The sequence below is a fragment of the Nitrosomonas ureae genome (assembly GCF_900206265.1).
GTDB lineage: Bacteria > Pseudomonadota > Gammaproteobacteria > Burkholderiales > Nitrosomonadaceae > Nitrosomonas > Nitrosomonas ureae_C.
Genome location: NZ_LT907782.1, coordinates 715,902 through 733,436 on the forward strand (window position 1 = coordinate 715,902; position 17,535 = coordinate 733,436).

Sequence of the window (17,535 nt, forward strand, 5' to 3'; positions counted from 1 at the left end):
AGCTAAAGCGCTTCTTCAGAAACCAACGAAAAAGCAACAAAAATAGACCTTATTCAACCAATCAAAAAATACTCACTGCAGTGATAATAAACCGGCCTGGAATTTTTCTAAAGAAAGCATCTTTGCTCCTTAATTTGACAAGAAAGTATCCGACTAGTTGATCGCATTTACGACTTACACCCGTTAATGCCTGGAAAACAACCGTTTCGTCATATTTTTCAAGATCCCGTAACTTTAGCCGATACCGCACACGATTATTCATTCTAACTTGCTTAACAAATTTGGAGAGCACACTATGAGCACAGCCTTACATGAGATTGATGAACGCACCAATCTGACTGCCAACAACAAATTTGAATTGTTGCTGTTCAGATTAGGCGAAGCTCCAGGTACCAATCATCGGGAACTATTCGGCATTAACGTTTTTAAGGTGCGTGAAATCCTGGTGATGCCAGACATCACGGAAATAGCAAACGCCCCCCCGCATGTAATGGGCATCGCCAATATTCGCGGTCAAGTCATTACGGTCATAAATTTGCCAAAAGTTGTAGGTTGCAATCCAAGCAAAGGAACTTCCATACTTTTAGTCACCGAATATGCGCGTTCGACGCAAGCTTTCGCAGTCGAGGAAGTCAATGAAATTGCACGCCTGGACTGGAATCAAGTAATCGCTGCAGAAGGCAAGGGTGGTAACTTGATCACCAGTATCGCGCGGCTTGATGGTGATAAAGAAGGCTCCCGCTTAGCCCAAGTACTGGATGTTGAGCAGATCTTGCGCGATGTACTTCCCAACTCTGCTGACGAGATGGTATCCCAAAATATCGGCAGCAAAATAACCCTCCCTGCCGGAAAAGTAATCTTAGCCGCTGATGATTCACCCTTGGCACGCAGCTTGATTGAAAATGCACTGAAAGCACTGGAAGTACCGTATGTAATGACCAAGACCGGACTCGAAGCTTGGTCCAAAATTCAATCCATGTCGGATATTGCCGCAACGGAAGGTAAAACCATTCATGACAAGGTTGCTTTAATCTTGACTGACCTGGAAATGCCGGAAATGGATGGGTTCACGCTTACCCGCTACATCAAGAGCGATCAGCGATATAAATCCATTCCGGTGATAATACATTCCTCCTTGACGGGTGAAGCAAACGAAAATCACGTAAAATCGGTAGGTGCAGATGCGTATGTCGCTAAATTTGTCGCAGAGGAATTAGCTGATGCAATGAGAAAGGTATTGTCATAAAACAGCGTCAATTTTATAACAATTCATCAACTCGCGAATAGGGAAAAACCGACGAAGTTATCGCGTTTATTGCCAACCGGTAACTTCATAACCTTTCTCCTCCAAACAACGAGACACAAAGTTTGCATATGCCTGGCTCGGTTGCGAGGGTCTTGTAGAGAACAGAATTCCTCGCAACAATCCGGCAACAGCTCCGCTGGCAGCACCAATCAGTGAGCCTTGACCCACCGATCCATATATAGCTCCTCCAGCTGCACCGCTGGCAGCACCTACACCGGCGCCCATAGCCGTACTAGTCGCCACATCTCCCATCTTCCCCCTGCCTTCCCGGGCGCCTGCCGATTCAGCCAGCCGTTCACATGCCTCAATATCCCTCTCCGCAGAATTTTTACCGACTGATAAAAAATGTGTGTTGGGATATAAAACTGGTCCCGTGCTGGAGCAAGCCGATACACCAATAAAAATCAAACCGGCCATCAATATTGTTGCGAATTTCATCGTTCATCCTCATCTCGTAAACATTTTTACCTGGTTAAGCAGTATATAGCCGAAATGTCTATAGTATCCTTAAAAAAACACACTAATCCAATTGACAATATACTAGTTCATTAGCGCCCAAAGCGAGATCCCTGCAGTTTAATGTCTGCGCGCGCCCATGCTTGCTCAAAACGTGCCGTGATAATTGCCGCTTCATCCATTTTGTTTTGCGCTTGCAATGCCTGCGCTAAACCGTAAAGCGCCCATCCGTTGTTGCGATTCCGGCGCAAATCTTCCCAATAAACTATTTCTGCTTCATTCGGTCGTCCTGATTCCAAAAGAACAGCGCCCAATGCCAAACGTGGCGGCAAGTGAAATTCTGCTGGTTCGGTATACACCAAAGCATCATCCAGACGCACCGCTTTTTCAAGATGTGCAATAGCTTGATCAAATTTTCCATGGGCAGCGGCAATTTCTCCGGCGAGAACTTCAGGCGCAGCGCTCAGTACAGTCTTAGTCGTATTTTTAGAGAGCAACGGACTATCCAACGAAGGATCTTTCATAATCTTGCGCAATGTCTCCAATTCTTGCTCGGCATGCTGTAATTGTTCTGTCGCAACAAATGCGAGTCCACGCACATAATGCCAGCTTCCGGTTAAAAACAGATTGGTTGTGGGAGGTGGAGGTACAGCGAGAATTTCCTGCCAGTATCCAAATCGTGCAAGTGCCCAATAAGGCGTTACACGGAATATTGCTGTCAACGGTATCGTTTCCAATACTTCATCGCCAATCTTACTGGCTGTTTCCTGTGCCGCGCTGATAGCAAGCTTGCTTTGACCATCCAATGTCGCTGCAAACCAGAGAAAGTGAATATTGTGCGGATAGTACACCATCGGATATACACCGTGCGCCTGACATTGCGCGATGTAACCCTCATCTGCCGCGATTGCAAGCTGGTTACTTTTTATTGAGTCGGCATAGCGGCCCACACGCTGATAAATATGCGATGACATGTGTATCATATGCCCTGCTTCAGGCATCAGCGTCAACAATTTATCAGCTGCTTGCTCAGCACGCTCGGGGGTATCAGTCGGTTCTATCAAATGGATATACATATGTAAAGCACCGGGATGCTCCGGATTGCGCCGCAACACTGCTTCAGTCAATGCCACGATCTCTGCTGTTCCTTCATAAGGTTGGCCATCCAGCATCCAGTAGCCCCAGGGTCGCAGATCCATCATGGACTCTACATACAGCATTGCTACATCCTCATCGTGCGGGAAGCGATGAAGCACCTCCTTCATGGCCTGCGCATAAGCTTTATCATTTGCTTCCCGATGCTCAGATCGCCCTGAATAGCGTTTTTCAAGAGCACTGATCAATGCTTGCTCTTTCGGTGACGCATTTATCATCAGCGCTTTGGCCTTTTGCATGATCTTCAAAGCATTGGGTTCTTCATTCGGTTCCATCATTGCGTTGATATTGGGACCAAGTACCAGTGCCTGGCCCCAGTATGCTATTGCAAGGTCGGGCTCCAACCGCGCCGCCTCGCGGAATGCCCGGCGTGCCTCTGCATGGTTGAATGCATAAGCGAGATTAAGACCCTGGTTGATGTATTGTTGCGCTAGTGGATTACGTGTGCTGACCGGGAATGTGTGGGAACCCAGGTTGAGCAACCTGGGAGCAAGCTGACCATCCGTACCTGATCTATATTCTGATTCAGATGCCACATCATGCTGATGCTCTCGTTCCGATTCTCCAGCAGCTAATTGTTTTGGCCTTATATCTTCTGATACTTCGGCCTCGGCGAATGATTCGCAAATAGTTGCTAAAATCAACATCAAAATGAATAGTGTGAAACGAACAGCAGTATAAAATTGCATGATATACCCCTTGAATAAATTGCCATTACGCAATGGCTATAGCTACTTGCCTCCGGTTTGCTAAAAAACGATATAACAAGTCAGTTTTTTATACATAGCCAGGAATACCGTGGAAAACCAGCGCGCATAAACAAGCATAATTTCCAGCCTCTATTCAGCCGTAGTTGGATCAATCACCGTCTTGATTCGAGAAACACGGTTGGCTGGAAACTCACCTTGTTCAGCGTGTGCTCTGACGGCCGCTTCATCCGGCGCGATGTAGATGCAATAGACTTTATCATCCGTTATATAGCTTTCTAGCCATTGAACTCGTGCACCCATATTGCTCAATACACCGCATGATTTTTGAGAAATAGCTTGCAGATCCTGCGATGTCAATGATCCTGCTCCAGGAATTTCACGTTCGATAATATATTTTGGCATAGTGGCTTCCAATAAGATTGATTAAATTAACATGACCAGTCGTATTTTAATTATGTAAAAAATTAAGCCATGAAGTAATCTCCCAACAAATCGTGACAGCATTGTTTAACCGGAGTGGATGATTTTTCTATTTTCATCCGCAATAAAGCGCCTTGCCAAGCATTTATCAATAAATCAGCCATTTCTTCAGCCGATTTATCTAATCTGACCGTTCCTTGCCGTTGCGCTTTCTCTAATCCAAGCTGCAGCAGTTGCTGATAACGTTTGACCGCTGCTTGAAGAGATTGCTGGCACACTTGGCTACTATCTCCCAATTCACCCATCAGATTGCCTAAAAGACACCCTCCCTTAAACTCATTTTTCTCAAGCTCTGCAATGAGCTCATTGAAATAACCTCGAATTGCGCCGAGCGCATCCGTATCAGAATTATCCAAATGCCCGGCTAATTGCGTAATAAATGGACCGATATAATGCTGGATGACATCAGCCCCGAAATCTTCTTTGCTATCAAAATAATTATAAAAGGAACCCTTGGGAACGTTCACTGCATCGAGAATTTCCTGTAATCCGGTACCATGATAACCTTGCCCCATGAATAAGGTTACCCCCTGATTCAGCAAGCTCTCGCGATTAAATTCTTTTTTGGTTGATTTTGACATGGAAATATAATACGACCAGTTGTCTCATATGTCAATCAATAAAAATAGGCGGATTCAATTTCGAGGTGCAACACCTAACGGTGATTTGGTATAGCGCACCGTCTTCCCGAAGAATATCTCAAACGGAGTTCTGAATCCAAGTACTTTGCGTGGTCGATGATTGAGTCTATCCACCGCCCATTGCACTTGTTCTTGGGTAACCTCGATTAATTCCATTGCCTTGGGGAAATATTGGCGCAGTAACCCGTTGCTGTTCTCGTTCAAGCCACGCTCCCATGAATGGTAAGTGTGAGCGAAATAAACATCCGTATCGAGTTTCGCCGAGATGGTTTCATGCTCCGTAAACTCTTTTCCGTTGTCGAATGTCATGGTGTAGTACTTGTCTTTATGGGGATGCAGTAGCCGCGTTATCGCTGCCGTCACACCCGATGCCTATTTGCAGGGTACTTGGGCCGCCAGTATGTAGCGCGACTTCCGTTCAGCCAATGTGACCAATGCGCCTCGATGGTTCTTGCCGATCACGGTGTCGCCTTCCCAGTCACCTATGCGGCTCTTCTGATCGACAATCCCCGGGCGTTCGTCAATGCCGATCCGGTTCTTGATCGTGCCCCGGCGCTCTTGACCACCCGCGTAACGTTTCCTGCGTGGTTTCTGGCAGCGCAAGTGTTGCCACAGGTCGCCACCACGGCGTTTGTCTTCATAAATGTGCACGTAGATCGTCTCATGGCTGATTCTCAATCCGCATTCCAGTGCAAGTCGGCAAGATGCTTGTTCCGGGCTCATATCCAACCGAATCAGTCGTTCAACTTCCGCCCATTCCAGCAATGAGCGACGCTGTACATTGATGCATTGCTTTCGACGCTCATCCCGTAATTCCTGCGCCTGCCTTGGACACCAGCCACGATGGCCTTTGTTTCGTCCGAATTCCCGAGATATCGTTGATTTGTGTACCCCCACCTCATCCGCAATTTGCGATTGATTCAATCCCGCTTTCTTCAAACCAGAAATCTGGTATCGTTGCTCTTCGGTGAGCTGCTTGTAGTGCTTCATCTGTGCTCCTTTTACTTGGTCGTTTAAGCAGCTCCGATACTACCGCAGCTTGCCTATAAACTTCCTTACAAAAGTTGCACTTCATAGCTGAATCCGCCATACATTGATGATTCTTCTAATGGAACACATTCACTAATTTAATAACTCATTGACAACACGGTTTCTTCTTATTCTGCATTCTGTTAAAGGTGCACTAGATCCATCGTAGGTCGGCTTGCAAATCAGCATCGATAAATCACAACTTTTATAAAACGGAGCGAATCGTTACAGCCAGCACTGCACAACAGAATGCGTACCAGATATAGAATATTGCTGCTATACAAACTTGGTAAGCAACTTGAGAATAATCCCGCCAAACTCGTCGGCATTATCAACAATTTTATTGATTTTCTCGTTCTGATCACCAGAACGCTTAATGATTTCCATCAACGCCGCAAGCTTCTTGACTTCAGCCGGGTCTGGAAAAAGTTTCTCTATTTCATCGTCCGATAAGCGGGTAATGACTGAAATTTTTCCCGCAAGCTTATTATCCGTTCTATTTCCCGCTTCATTAATGACCTGATCCAATTCCGCTTGAAATTTATCCCAATCAATTGTCATCATCACACCTCATTTGCCTAGTTTATCAAGAATCATTTTGATCTTTTCGCGATATTTCTCCGCATCTTGCACGCGATCTTCAATACTACGCGCAGCAACAACCAACTCGGATACAGCTAGATCGGTTTGGGTGACGAATTTATCGACATCCGAGCTTGCCGCCCCGATCATATCGAGGTAACGCTTTCTGTTTTCCTCGACTTTTGATGCGGACTGCAGAAAAGCGGTCAGTGAATTATTAATCGCTCGTGCCTGATCATACTCCGATTTAAGTTTGCTTCGTATTGCCGCTTCAAGCTCATCCAGCGGCTGAATCAGCTCGACACGCTTTTGATTAATTTTTACTTGTAGCTTAGGTCCGACGAGCGTAATAAAGGTTAGTCGATCGGTTGCATCTTGTGACTTAACAACTTGCTTCCAAGTTGCATCGACCCTGGGGTCACTGAAAAACTCCCGGGCAAATATCGGTACCCATACTTCTTGCACAAAGTCATCGACGCGCAGCCTTTTATCGCGAAAAAACTCTTGCAGAAGCCTGACGTGCGCTGCTTCTAACGAAGAAATCCGGGTGCCGAGCTGTGCCGAAAGCTCCGGAGCTTCAGAGGGTATCGATGCGCACCCCGTTAATAAAGACACCGCCAACATGATCGAAAATATTTTCTGATTCATGAACACCTCCAGAATGAATGGATTAAAAGTTCAACAAATATTTTGAAGCATCATATTATCCGACACCCAGAAATATTCATTTTTTTAAGATGCGTAGACATTAATTTTTATACGAATTCGATCAGTTAGCTATTTCTGAACCAATAAAATTAGGTTCGTTGATTTATAATCGCTGTCAAATACTTCTCTGTTAAGGATTTGGAATGACTAATCTATCACAATCAAGGGGACTCCCTATATTGATTATAATGTTAATGACCGTTTCGTCGCCTGCATTGACTAACGAATCTCTTACTGCGTCAGATTGCTGCCAACAATCCGATGCGCAACACACAAGTCTGATCGAATTACCCGCGGAAGCGATTCAACAACTTAAAATTGATGCAGGATTCGGCTGGGGTATTTTTAGTGGCACCATCTACAATGGCAATGAACATTATCATGTGAAACAGCTGGTTGTCAGCATGACCCCGATCCATGATCATCACCAGACGCACATGCATGCAAATATGTCGCACGAAGCAAAACAACATCAAATCAACCTGGAGTTAGCCCCAATGACGAAAGGCGCCCTTTCCATGCCACTTACAGGTGATGATGTTCATGTGCATGATTTCAAGTGGGAGATTATCAGAGTCATGGGATATCAAGTACGCTAAACAATCAATATGATGCAGCTTATAAAAGCAATTCTTCAATTTATGAAATATGGGTAAGAGTGATTATTATCATTTTTTTTATGACACGGTGTATGATCGTACGTTAATGCAGAAAGTAATTGTGCATCTCTTTCAAACTTATAAAATAATAAAGGCAAGTCATGGTTAGTGCATCCAACGTCAAAATAATGATCCTCGATGACGACACCTTCATGCTCAAACTTCTGACACGCATGCTAGCCAAGCTAGATTATACTTCCGTCGTCACTTGCGATAACGGTTCGGATGCTCTGAGAAAAATCGATCACATCGACACCCGTCCGGATTTGATTCTACTCGATTTAAACATGCCGGATATGGATGGCATTGAGTTTGTGCGTTATCTGGTAGATCGACAATATCACGGTAAGTTGATTCTTGTCAGCGGTGAAGACGAACGCATGCTGAAAACTGCCGAGAGGCTGGTTCATGCTCATAAAATATCCATGCTGGGTTACCTTCTCAAGCCTGTAAGTCCTGAAAAATTATCTGAAATATTGCAACAGTGGAAACCTGATTCTTCAGCCGGGCAGCTACCCAGCCAGAAAATTTATACTGCCGCGGATATTCAATCCGCTCTTGCCCATCATGAATTAGTCAATTATTACCAACCCAAAGTATCGGTTGCAACGGGCGACGTTATCGGAGCGGAAACATTAGTCCGCTGGCATCATCCGAAAGATGGGATCATTTTGCCTGATCGATTCATTCACATTGCAGAAGAAAATAATTTAATAGACGATTTGACGCACCAAGTTCTGCAGCAGGCCATAACTCAGGCCAAGCAATGGCATGAGAACGGGTTGACATTACGGATTGGAATTAATGTTTCGATGGAAAATCTGGCCTCACTGGATTTCCAGGATTTCGTGGTTAATCTGGTAACCGAAAGCGGACTCCCGCCACAAAAAATCGTACTCGAAGTCACTGAAAGTCAACTAATGGGAACCGATACACGTATCCCCCTGGAAATCCTGACACGCCTACGTCTCAAAAGATTCCATTTGTCAATTGACGATTTTGGTACCGGACATTCATCATTAGCGCAATTACGCGACATTCCTTTCAATGAACTTAAAATCGATCAGGGCTTTGTGCATCGCGCCCGTGAAGATGACACATTGCGCGCCATTTACGACGCCAGTCTATCAATGGGCAAGCAACTGGGCATGGATATCGTGGCGGAAGGCGTCGAGGATCGCAACGATTGGGAATTATTGAGAGAAACAGGATGCGATATGGCTCAAGGTAATTTTATTTCCGGACCGTTGCTGCCTGATGACTTCCTCCTCTGGATGAACGAATGGCAAAACAAGGTACATACCGAATTAATCGTCGCACCGAACTAGTTGAACCAATTGGCAATTCAAGATTATTCTCAAAACAATTAGATTACTAATATAACTCTTTGGAATAAATTAAATCCTGCATAGCATAATGTCTCAGCTGCAATTCCCCGATTTATAGCTAAACGGGCACTTTACAGAAAAAATGGAATGGGAAGCCATGCTCCCATTCCAAATTCACATCATGCCAATCTACATACCAGCCGCTCTTCGCCGTACCATGAATCCGATTAAGCCTAAGCCAGCCAATAGCATGGCATAGGTTTCAGGTTCGGGTACTGGAGATAGCAGAAATGCTTCAGAACTAGGGGAAAATAAATTATATACACCTGTACCGACAATCTGCCCATTATTATTGAGATCACTAAATCCAAAAGCTTTATATCCCGATGTAACAAAGACATCTAATAAGTCGAGATTTATCATCTTTCCATCTCTGTAAAGAAAAGTATCAAAAGTATTGCTATTAACTTCGACGCTTACCAACACTTCACCAGCATCGTTAATACTAAAGGCATTGCTTCCCTTTCCATCAAAAAAAGTAGTACTCAGATCAATCATTCCCACACCATCAGGCCCTGTAACAAAACCATGGGTAAGTGTGGGTGAAACATTAAACGATCCAACAACCTGCCCGGAATTGTTAATGTCGTAAGCAATACTGTTCGATTCCGATACCAATCCTAAGGATAATGCAAGATCAGTCATACCCACTCCATTAGGACCCGTAATAAAAGCATGAGAATAACCTTCATCTGTATGAGACCACCCCACTACTTGCCCGGAATTATTAATAGCATTAGCTTCACTGAATCTCCCAGTTAGTGTACTTAGAGTACCCAAATCAGTCATTCCGGCACCATTAGCGCCGGTAACAAAAGCATGAGATGTATTATTTGCCAGTGTAATCTCTGACCTTCCTACTACCTGTCCGGAATCGTTGATACCGAGAGCGCGGCTATTACCACCCCCTAAAGTGCCTAGGTCAATCAAGCCGGCGCCATTCAAACCGGTAATAAAAGCATGTTCAAATCCAGTAACTCTGTCAACAGTTGTAGCTCCCACCACCTGTCCAGTCTCATTAATATCTTGAGCAAAGGAAAATCTTCTTATGGCTCCTAAATCAGTCATTCCGATCCCATCGGAACCGGTGATATAAGCATGAGCAGCACGATCTTTACCTCCAGGCACAAACTCTGAGGCTCCCACTACTTGCCCGACATCATTAAGCGCAGATGCAAAGCTGCTTGCACCACCCAATGTACCTAATTTAGTTAATGACCAATCCGCATAGCCCAATGCGGGCGCTGAGATTGCATAAATTGCGGCAAAAACAATTGCTGTACGTTTGAATTTCAAATATTGAGACCTTTGCACGGTGTCATGAGCGGTACGAGAATAAGGCAAAAATTTGCGAAAAAGCGGAGTTTACACGGGGTAAATGAGCATTTTTCGCAAATTTTTAACGCAATTATCGTGCCGCGTAGTAACCGTGCAAAGGTCTCATTTAATGTTCATGATATCGCTCTAAAGTTATTTTATTGTTGTAATATGAATGATAGTGGATCTTATGGACACTTACCGATGCACCGCGCCATAGTGCAGCAATCATTCTGTGCTGCAAAAGCACTCATTCGGAAGGAAGGAATTATGAAAACTTCGCTTTCCACTTACCTAAAAATTAGCACCTTTACAATAAAATAACATACTGGCAATCCAATGTTCTGCCAAGCACTTCCTTTTTACAATAAAATTTTCATTAATCAATAGGTTAATATATTTATAACAGAGCTATAGTCATGCGCCTGGCAATGAGAATTTCATTATAGAGATAGCCGAGATTAACGAGTGGGTACAAACACCTCATGTACTTGGCTGAACGATGCCCCAGGCGTCAAACCGCCGCTGATGACATGCAACCGGCCATTGACTACAGCCGCGCCTAAACCATGACGGGCTGTCGGCATGGGTGGCAATACAACCCAACGATCCTCGTCCGGCAAGTACATTTCATGCGTATTGAACGTGCCTTCACCGGATTCACCTCCCACCACGTAAATGCGCCCGTCGATCACGCCAGCAGCAATGCCACTTCGTGCGGTCGGTAACTTGGCGCGCGCCTGCCATTGATTCGTGGCTAAATCATAGGCTTCGACCACATCCATATTCTTACGATAATTCAGGTCCGGACGCCCGCCAATGGCATAAATCTTATCGCCTGCAGTCACAATCGCCAAATGATCGCGTGCTGTCGGCATCGCTGCGGCAGAAGTCCAAATGTTGGTTCGCGGATCGAACACTTCTACAGCCGCGGAGTTGTTGTCGCCGTCGTACCCGCCAATGGCATAAAGGCGACCTTGATGTACCGCCACACCTAATGCGCCACGCGCAGTAGGCATAGGTTTCAGTTCGCGCCAAGTTTGATTAACCGGATTAAATTGATAGAGAGTGGCAACTGCGCGCCACACCGATAAACCGCCTTTAGTAAAGCCGCCAACCACATATAGATGCCCATTTAGAGCGGCAATTCCGGCATGATGTCGGCCCTCCGGTAGCGGCGTTGTTTCAGCCCAGGTATCGGCAGCGGGATCATAGACTTCCACCATGCGACTGATGGCAAAATCCAGCACATTGCCCAGGCTCGGCTGACTGAATCCCCCCACTGCATAAATTTTCCCGTTCAATGCAGCGGCTGCAATTTCAGTGCGTTTATCCAATGTGGGTGCTGCATTATGCCAAACTCCAGGACTAACGGATTCCGCATGTGCCAGTATAGTGTTGCAAAGAACCAATAAGGCAATCAGAAATTTTAATTTTGACATGGCATGCTTCCTTATGATTGGCTGAATGATAACCGCAAGGATCAGGTTCTACCTTACACAACCTTTTCCAGATAATCAATTGTCAGGTTAGAAGCTTTCGGTATGCCCAAATGAGACGGATAAGCCTCTACTTGACCAGTCAAACGGTAGCCTCTACGTTGGTAAAATGCGATCAATTCCGGACGCTGTGACACTACGAACATGCTAAATTTGCGCACTTGCATTATGTTATAAGCAAAGGCTTCCGCATATTCAAGCATATATTTGCCAAATCCCTGTTGCTGCAAGCTGGGATGAACTGAGAAAAAACCGATGTACGCATGCTCTTTTTCTTTTGCCACATAAATACATGACACCAGCATGAATGATTGATAAGCAACAAAGAAAAAGGCATCAGAGTGCCTCATGGCAGTTTCTATTTCCAGCCGATCAGTTCTATCTCCCTGAATAATCGCAGCTTCTGTGGTCCATCCGACTTTTCCGCGATAGGTCTGATTGATGAGATCGCTAATAGCTTGCGCCTGGTGATAACTGGCCTTTTCAAGACGAAAAGTAGAAAAATTCATTCGGCCGTACTCAATGCTCTGAAATATAGCGCTAGAGAAGTCTAGCCAATACCCAAGACGGGGCTTTTGGTTAATGCGACCAGGGCAATATACGCAAACACGCAGAGCGCAGCTATCCACGAAGTAATCCTGGCTTTGCGGGTTTTGCCAAAACGCATCGCTACCATGCCCAAGCCGATATACACCAGCAAACCGGATATCTTTGCAGCCAGCCAAGCATGTTCGAGCGGATTTTGCTGGATTGCGATCGCCAACAGAATGGCACTGATAAGTAATAGCGTATCATTGATATGCGGCAGAATCCTGACCCAACGCTGGTGCAGGTTTTGGGAACCCTGAATCAACCAGATACCGCGCAAGAAGAATAATGAGAAACTTAAAATCACACTGCCGACATGAATCATTTTTAATAACGCATAATCCATTATCGATTCCCAGGGATTAACCATCCATGGCTACCGGTCACGGCACCGGCTATGGTGATCAAGCTGAGTATCAATAAGATCATATGCTTACGCTGAATGCTGACAAACATTTCAGGAGAGATATTTTTCTGCACGGATACTGCAGCTTGGCGACGGGAACGTGGCTCCATAACAAACAACATGACGCTAAACAACAGCCAGATTAACACCATGGTATGCATCCACCAATATTGCCATTGTACAAAGCGTTGCCACACATCCAACGCATATACCATGTAAAAACCAGTTAAGCCAACGATCAATGTAGAAATCCGTGCTTGCGCGGCAAAACGCTGCCGGAAACGAGCAAAAATTTCCATCGCTTCCGTTGCCGACGGCAAGCGCGCGAGCATCGGCAACAGCACTAGCGTTACCATCGCCACGCCACCAATCCACAAAACCACACCCAGAACATGCAATACCCGGGCAAGTATCAATTCATCCATAATGATTATTATCGTTCACAAACACTACTATAGAGAATGAAATGAATCTGCCGCTCACTCATTTTCCGAAACCCATACCTCAGCTTCTTCATAATTATGAAACACTGCTACGTTGGCACTCACAAATAAATTAAAAACCCAGGTACCCCAAGTTTGCCATTCGTCATCCGTGACAACCGCCACCCGGTTAAACTCGCTGCCATGATCGCGCATGAACTTGATTTCTTCCCAAGCGACATCAACGGTGTAATCGAGCATGTCACGCCAATCAAATAAAAGATTTACCTTGCCATCAAAATGTGACTTGTAGAGTACCTGTTGCTCAAACTCGTGGTAATCGGTCAAAGTGAACTCCCCAATGACCGCAACAATTACCAGATTGTCCTTTTTCTGAATAGTAATCATAATTCCATCCCAAATGATAACGAGCTCATCATAGGCAATTAAACGGATTGGTGCAAATTTTGCCTGCTGACAAGTCACTATAAAGTCATTTTGAGGTAACAGTCGGCGTCAATTTAAAACCTAAGATACCGCTGAATAATCCCCCTGCAACAATCAACCCCATGCCCAGCCAGGCAATTGGCGATAGAATTTCATTCCAGTACCAAACTCCCCAAAGGCTGGAAAACAACACTGTACTATAACCCAACGATGATACCACCAGGGTAACACCTTGATGATAAGCACGCGTCATCGCTAATTGCGCCAGGGTTGCGACCAGGCCGATTCCGAGTAACAGCAGCAATCCTTGGCCGGTGATAGGGCTAAATGAAGTAAATAGCAGCCACACACCAGTTAATATGGTGCTAATCAAGGTAAAATAAAATACTACATGCCATTCCGTTTCACCCAGATTACCTAACTGCTTGACATTGATATATGCAATTGCCGCAAAAAAGCCTGATGCAATTCCCATCACACCTGAGAACCACTGATCGTCAGGTACGGTGGGGCGCAACAACAGCATTACTCCCATAAAACCCAGCATCACGGTCACGACCAGCGGCCAGTGAATGTGTTCCTTCAGAATCAAGGTAGAAAATAAAGCAGCAAAAAGGGGCCAGGTATAATTCAGCGAAACGGCAGTGGCTAACGGCAACTGCGTTAAGCAATAAAAGAACATCAATAGGCTGACCAGACCCGTTACTCCGCGCCAACAGTGAATCCGCCAATGTGGCGTGCGTATCGACAAGCGATAAAAACGAAGGATCAGGTAGGTTATCCAGACACCAAATAACGATCGATAAAATACCAGTTCGGTACTGGAAAAATAAGCAGCGCCGAGTTTAACCAACACACCCATAAAAGCAAACATAAATGCAGCAACCAACATCCACATTGAGCGCATTAATCCGACTTCCTTAAATATTGTTAATTACAAATGAACGATCACATCAAAGGTGGGGTTCGATCTCACGTCGCAGGAATTGATGAAAATGTTCCATTCCGGCTTCCATTGGCATTTGATAGGGCCCGCTTTCGCTAAGATTCTGAGCATATAATGCACGCCGACCTGCGGTTATAGATCGACAGATTTCTTCATCCTCGCGTGCGGTTTCTCTATAGGCCGCTTGTTCAGCCTCCACAAAATCGCGTTCGAATAGGGCAATTTCTTCCGGATAATAGAACTCAACGACATTCATGCAACTTTCAATCCCGGTTGGCAATATCGTACTAATGACCAGTGTATAGGGGTACCACTCAAGCATGATATTGGGAAAATATAACAGCCATATGGCGCCATGTGACGGCATCTTTCCTTCAGTTTGCTGCAGCACTTGCTCATGCCATGTGGCATATACGGGACTGCCTGGTTTTTGCAGACGTGCGCTATTAATGGCTACGGTTTGTGCACTGTACCAATTATCAAACTCCCAATTGAGTTTCTCGGTATTGACGAAATGACCCAGACCCGGATGAAACGAATCAACGTGGTAATCTTCCAAATAAACTTCTATAAAGGTCTTCCAGTTACAATCATAATGTTCGACCTGTACGCGATCCATCAAGTAACCGGAAAAGTCAAAACCCCGAAGAACATCGGTACTTAGATTTGTCAAATCTTGAGACACATTGCGCTTACCGGAAAATAGCAAGCCATTCCAGTTTTGCAGCGATGTTTTTGCAAGATTGAGACAAGGATTCTGATCAAAATGCGGTGCACCCAACAGTTTTCCATCCAGCGCATACGTCCAGCGATGAATAGGGCACACAATGCTTTTGGTATTGCTTCTACCATTCAATAACAGGGCTTGCCGATGCCGGCAAACATTGGAAAGCAATTCAATCCCTTGTTCATTGCGCACCAACACTCTAGCTTTCTCCATTCGTTCCGGCACATAATAATCCCCTATATTTGGCACCATTACTTCATGACCCACGTATCCCGGCCCTTGATCAAAAAGGATAAGTTTCTCAATTTCAAGAATTTTTGGATCCAGGTACCAGTCAATGGGGAGTTGCGCCGACATTTCAGTCAGTTGTGAGACCTCAGCCATATTTGACATATTAATACCCTATATTCTCCCTAGTAAAAAATTAGCGGCGAAAATACACGAAAAGACAAAAATTTGAAACCCGATTATGCAAGTAAGAAACGAAAAAACGATTGCTTGGCTATAATAGCAATCTTAATAGTAGAATATCAGCATCCGCTTTTTGCTGTGACAATCACAAAGTGTAAATTGTACAAGATTGAATTTTTTAATTAATCAAAAAGAGAGCCTCTTAATGAAATCCACACACCTGTTTAAAAAGAATTCATGGATAATTTTATTGTCCACAGTGTTTATTGCTGGGCTTGCCGCTTGTGACAGCAGTAATGAGAACACTGCCACAACATCTGCATCGTCATCCTCTGCATCCACTACCAAAAGAAATATGCCCACGGGCTCAGCAGTCGGTATATTAGTTGATTCTCCCGTCTCCGGAGTTACCTACAACGCTTCTTCAGGAAAATCGGGCACAACTGATGAGAAAGGTAACTTTAACTTCAACCATGGCGACAAAATCGAATTCAAATTGGGCGGTTTGACACTGGGAAATATTCAGGGTTCACAAATTGTAACGCCGATTGAACTGGCAGGAGAAAGCAACAACAAATTACAAAATTTATTAATCTTATTGCAATCACTTGATTCCGATAGCGATTTATCCAATGGCATTTCCATTTCACGCGAGACAGCCGCCGCTGTGAATGGATCCATAAATCTCGACAGCAATCCGCAAACATTTGCTGAAACAGCTAATTTAAAAAGTATCATGGAAGCTGGAAATATCGAAGGGGAAGCCAGAACTCCCGAGGAGGCTCGCGATCACTTCATGTCGCAGGGTGTCGCACTGCTCAGCGCACAAATCTGGGTAAGCTATACCAATCAAACTGCCAGCGTACTGCGAGTCGCTGCTGATAATAGCGGGGAATATTTGCACGCCGAAGCCAGACCGGATGATTCCTGTGATGAAAATCGCGTCTGCGGTGGACGCACCATATTTCAGGCAGGTGTCGAAGCAGGTATTGCCAATGCAATTGATTTTGACAATCGTGGATTCAAGCTGGTTGGAAAACCCACTATCGATACCAACATCAAAGCCGGTTTATCTGATCCGGGCCCAACTCGCAGGGTACGTACCGACGGTTTTGAATTGATTTATTCGGACATCGTGACAGTACAAAGAGAACGGGAAAAAACCAGTGTATTTGGCGAACTCTTCCATATTGCCAAACCAATCGAACTCAGCAACGAAAATGAAGTTGCAGAAAAAGAAGTTAAGGAGATACGCTTCGCAAAAATTGATAACGATGCAACCGGAATTATCGGAGCCTGGGCTTACGATGAGAATGCCATCAAAACCCAAACGCTGGTATTTTTTCCAAACGGTAAATTCCTGATGCTCGACCCCACCGGCGAAGCACAGCGTGAAGATCAAGCGAAATGCGGAAAACCGGGTATCGAATTTGCATCCTATGCTTATGACAAGGGAAACAACAAACTCAGCTTGTCAGGTTATACTTATAATACAAATGGTTGTGTTGGATTTTCCGATGTGGAAGGCAGCACAAACTTCGCGATCAGTTCCGATGGAACAACGGCAAAATTAGAAAAATCCGGCGAAGCACCCATTACACTGTATCGCGTTTCAAAATAATTTTTTACTTCATTCGAGGCAGTTACGCACCGGAATT

The 17,535-nt window shown here is 44.9% G+C and carries 20 protein-coding genes and 1 pseudogene; 5 read left to right on the forward strand and 16 right to left on the reverse strand.

The window, feature by feature from the left end; translation table 11 throughout:
- Positions 1 to 61 precede the first annotated feature (61 nt).
- A complete protein-coding gene (locus CPG39_RS03175) occupies positions 62 to 262 on the reverse strand; it encodes a hypothetical protein (protein ID WP_096291996.1) in 201 nt (66 codons plus the stop codon).
- 33 nt (positions 263 to 295) lie between these two features.
- Here CPG39_RS03175 and CPG39_RS03180 point away from each other — a divergent pair, with 33 nt between their 5' ends.
- On the forward strand, positions 296 to 1,246 hold the full coding sequence (locus tag CPG39_RS03180; RefSeq protein WP_096291997.1) for a chemotaxis protein: 951 nt from the start codon (positions 296 to 298) through the stop codon (positions 1,244 to 1,246).
- 66 nt (positions 1,247 to 1,312) lie between these two features.
- Here the strand turns inward: CPG39_RS03180 and CPG39_RS03185 are convergent, their stop codons facing one another.
- The 7 genes and pseudogenes from CPG39_RS03185 to CPG39_RS03215 all read right to left on the reverse strand — a co-directional run bounded on the left by CPG39_RS03185 (position 1,313) and on the right by CPG39_RS03215 (position 7,007).
- Entirely contained in the window at positions 1,313 to 1,744 is a 432-nt protein-coding gene (locus tag CPG39_RS03185; protein ID WP_096291998.1) for a glycine zipper family protein, read from the reverse strand.
- 110 nt (positions 1,745 to 1,854) lie between these two features.
- A complete protein-coding gene (locus tag CPG39_RS03190; protein WP_096291999.1) occupies positions 1,855 to 3,606 on the reverse strand; it encodes a tetratricopeptide repeat protein in 1,752 nt (583 codons plus the stop codon).
- A gap of 150 nt (positions 3,607 to 3,756) precedes the next feature.
- The gene (locus tag CPG39_RS03195; RefSeq protein WP_096292000.1) at positions 3,757 to 4,029 is read right to left on the reverse strand and encodes a DUF4242 domain-containing protein; all 273 of its coding nucleotides are present in this window, start codon (positions 4,027 to 4,029) and stop codon (positions 3,757 to 3,759) included.
- Between the two features lie 62 nt (positions 4,030 to 4,091).
- Positions 4,092 to 4,688: a TetR/AcrR family transcriptional regulator gene (locus CPG39_RS03200; protein WP_096292001.1), complete on the reverse strand. Its 597-nt coding sequence runs from the start codon at positions 4,686 to 4,688 to the stop codon at positions 4,092 to 4,094.
- Between the two features lie 74 nt (positions 4,689 to 4,762).
- Positions 4,763 to 5,738 (reverse strand): annotated as a pseudogene (locus tag CPG39_RS03205) (IS30 family transposase).
- 315 nt (positions 5,739 to 6,053) lie between these two features.
- Positions 6,054 to 6,341 (reverse strand): hypothetical protein, encoded by a 288-nt coding sequence (locus tag CPG39_RS03210; protein ID WP_197702897.1) that lies wholly within the window; start codon positions 6,339 to 6,341, stop codon positions 6,054 to 6,056.
- A 6-nt stretch (positions 6,342 to 6,347) separates the two neighbouring features.
- Positions 6,348 to 7,007: a hypothetical protein gene (locus CPG39_RS03215; protein ID WP_096292002.1), complete on the reverse strand. Its 660-nt coding sequence runs from the start codon at positions 7,005 to 7,007 to the stop codon at positions 6,348 to 6,350.
- A 248-nt stretch (positions 7,008 to 7,255) separates the two neighbouring features.
- Here CPG39_RS03215 and CPG39_RS03220 point away from each other — a divergent pair, with 248 nt between their 5' ends.
- Positions 7,256 to 7,666, forward strand: coding sequence for a hypothetical protein (locus tag CPG39_RS03220; RefSeq protein WP_231990433.1), 411 nt, complete (start codon positions 7,256 to 7,258; stop codon positions 7,664 to 7,666).
- 161 nt (positions 7,667 to 7,827) lie between these two features.
- Entirely contained in the window at positions 7,828 to 9,054 is a 1,227-nt protein-coding gene (locus CPG39_RS03225) for an EAL domain-containing protein (RefSeq protein WP_096292004.1), read from the forward strand.
- 189 nt (positions 9,055 to 9,243) lie between these two features.
- Here the strand turns inward: CPG39_RS03225 and CPG39_RS03230 are convergent, their stop codons facing one another.
- Positions 9,244 to 10,410 carry a PEP-CTERM sorting domain-containing protein gene (locus CPG39_RS03230; protein WP_096292005.1) on the reverse strand — a complete coding sequence of 389 codons (1,167 nt, stop codon included), beginning with the start codon at positions 10,408 to 10,410 and terminating at the stop codon, positions 9,244 to 9,246.
- Positions 10,411 to 10,434: 24 nt separating this feature from the next.
- On the opposite strand from CPG39_RS03230, the gene CPG39_RS14450 reads away from it, so the two are divergent.
- On the forward strand, positions 10,435 to 10,755 hold the full coding sequence (locus tag CPG39_RS14450) for a hypothetical protein (RefSeq protein ID WP_096292006.1): 321 nt from the start codon (positions 10,435 to 10,437) through the stop codon (positions 10,753 to 10,755).
- A gap of 137 nt (positions 10,756 to 10,892) precedes the next feature.
- On the opposite strand, the gene CPG39_RS03240 is transcribed toward CPG39_RS14450, so the two are convergent.
- From CPG39_RS03240 to CPG39_RS03270, 7 genes are all read right to left on the reverse strand, one after another.
- Positions 10,893 to 11,873, reverse strand: coding sequence for a Kelch repeat-containing protein (locus tag CPG39_RS03240; RefSeq protein ID WP_096292007.1), 981 nt, complete (start codon positions 11,871 to 11,873; stop codon positions 10,893 to 10,895).
- A 53-nt stretch (positions 11,874 to 11,926) separates the two neighbouring features.
- On the reverse strand, positions 11,927 to 12,439 hold the full coding sequence (locus CPG39_RS03245; RefSeq protein ID WP_096292008.1) for a GNAT family N-acetyltransferase: 513 nt from the start codon (positions 12,437 to 12,439) through the stop codon (positions 11,927 to 11,929).
- A gap of 41 nt (positions 12,440 to 12,480) precedes the next feature.
- Positions 12,481 to 12,864 (reverse strand): SirB2 family protein, encoded by a 384-nt coding sequence (locus CPG39_RS03250; RefSeq protein ID WP_096292009.1) that lies wholly within the window; start codon positions 12,862 to 12,864, stop codon positions 12,481 to 12,483.
- On the reverse strand, positions 12,864 to 13,349 hold the full coding sequence (locus CPG39_RS03255; RefSeq protein WP_096292010.1) for a hypothetical protein: 486 nt from the start codon (positions 13,347 to 13,349) through the stop codon (positions 12,864 to 12,866). Before CPG39_RS03255 ends, CPG39_RS03250 begins: the two co-directional genes overlap by 1 nt.
- Before the next feature lie 54 nt (positions 13,350 to 13,403).
- The gene (locus CPG39_RS03260; protein ID WP_096294238.1) at positions 13,404 to 13,754 is read right to left on the reverse strand and encodes an STAS/SEC14 domain-containing protein; all 351 of its coding nucleotides are present in this window, start codon (positions 13,752 to 13,754) and stop codon (positions 13,404 to 13,406) included.
- An 85-nt stretch (positions 13,755 to 13,839) separates the two neighbouring features.
- Positions 13,840 to 14,700, reverse strand: a complete 861-nt coding sequence (locus tag CPG39_RS03265; protein ID WP_013647804.1) for a DMT family transporter — start codon at positions 14,698 to 14,700, stop codon at positions 13,840 to 13,842.
- A 46-nt stretch (positions 14,701 to 14,746) separates the two neighbouring features.
- Positions 14,747 to 15,859 (reverse strand): aromatic ring-hydroxylating oxygenase subunit alpha, encoded by a 1,113-nt coding sequence (locus CPG39_RS03270; RefSeq protein ID WP_096292011.1) that lies wholly within the window; start codon positions 15,857 to 15,859, stop codon positions 14,747 to 14,749.
- 223 nt (positions 15,860 to 16,082) lie between these two features.
- Here CPG39_RS03270 and CPG39_RS03275 point away from each other — a divergent pair, with 223 nt between their 5' ends.
- On the forward strand, positions 16,083 to 17,498 hold the full coding sequence (locus CPG39_RS03275; RefSeq protein ID WP_096292012.1) for an adhesin: 1,416 nt from the start codon (positions 16,083 to 16,085) through the stop codon (positions 17,496 to 17,498).
- The last annotated feature ends 37 nt before the right edge of the window (positions 17,499 to 17,535 follow it).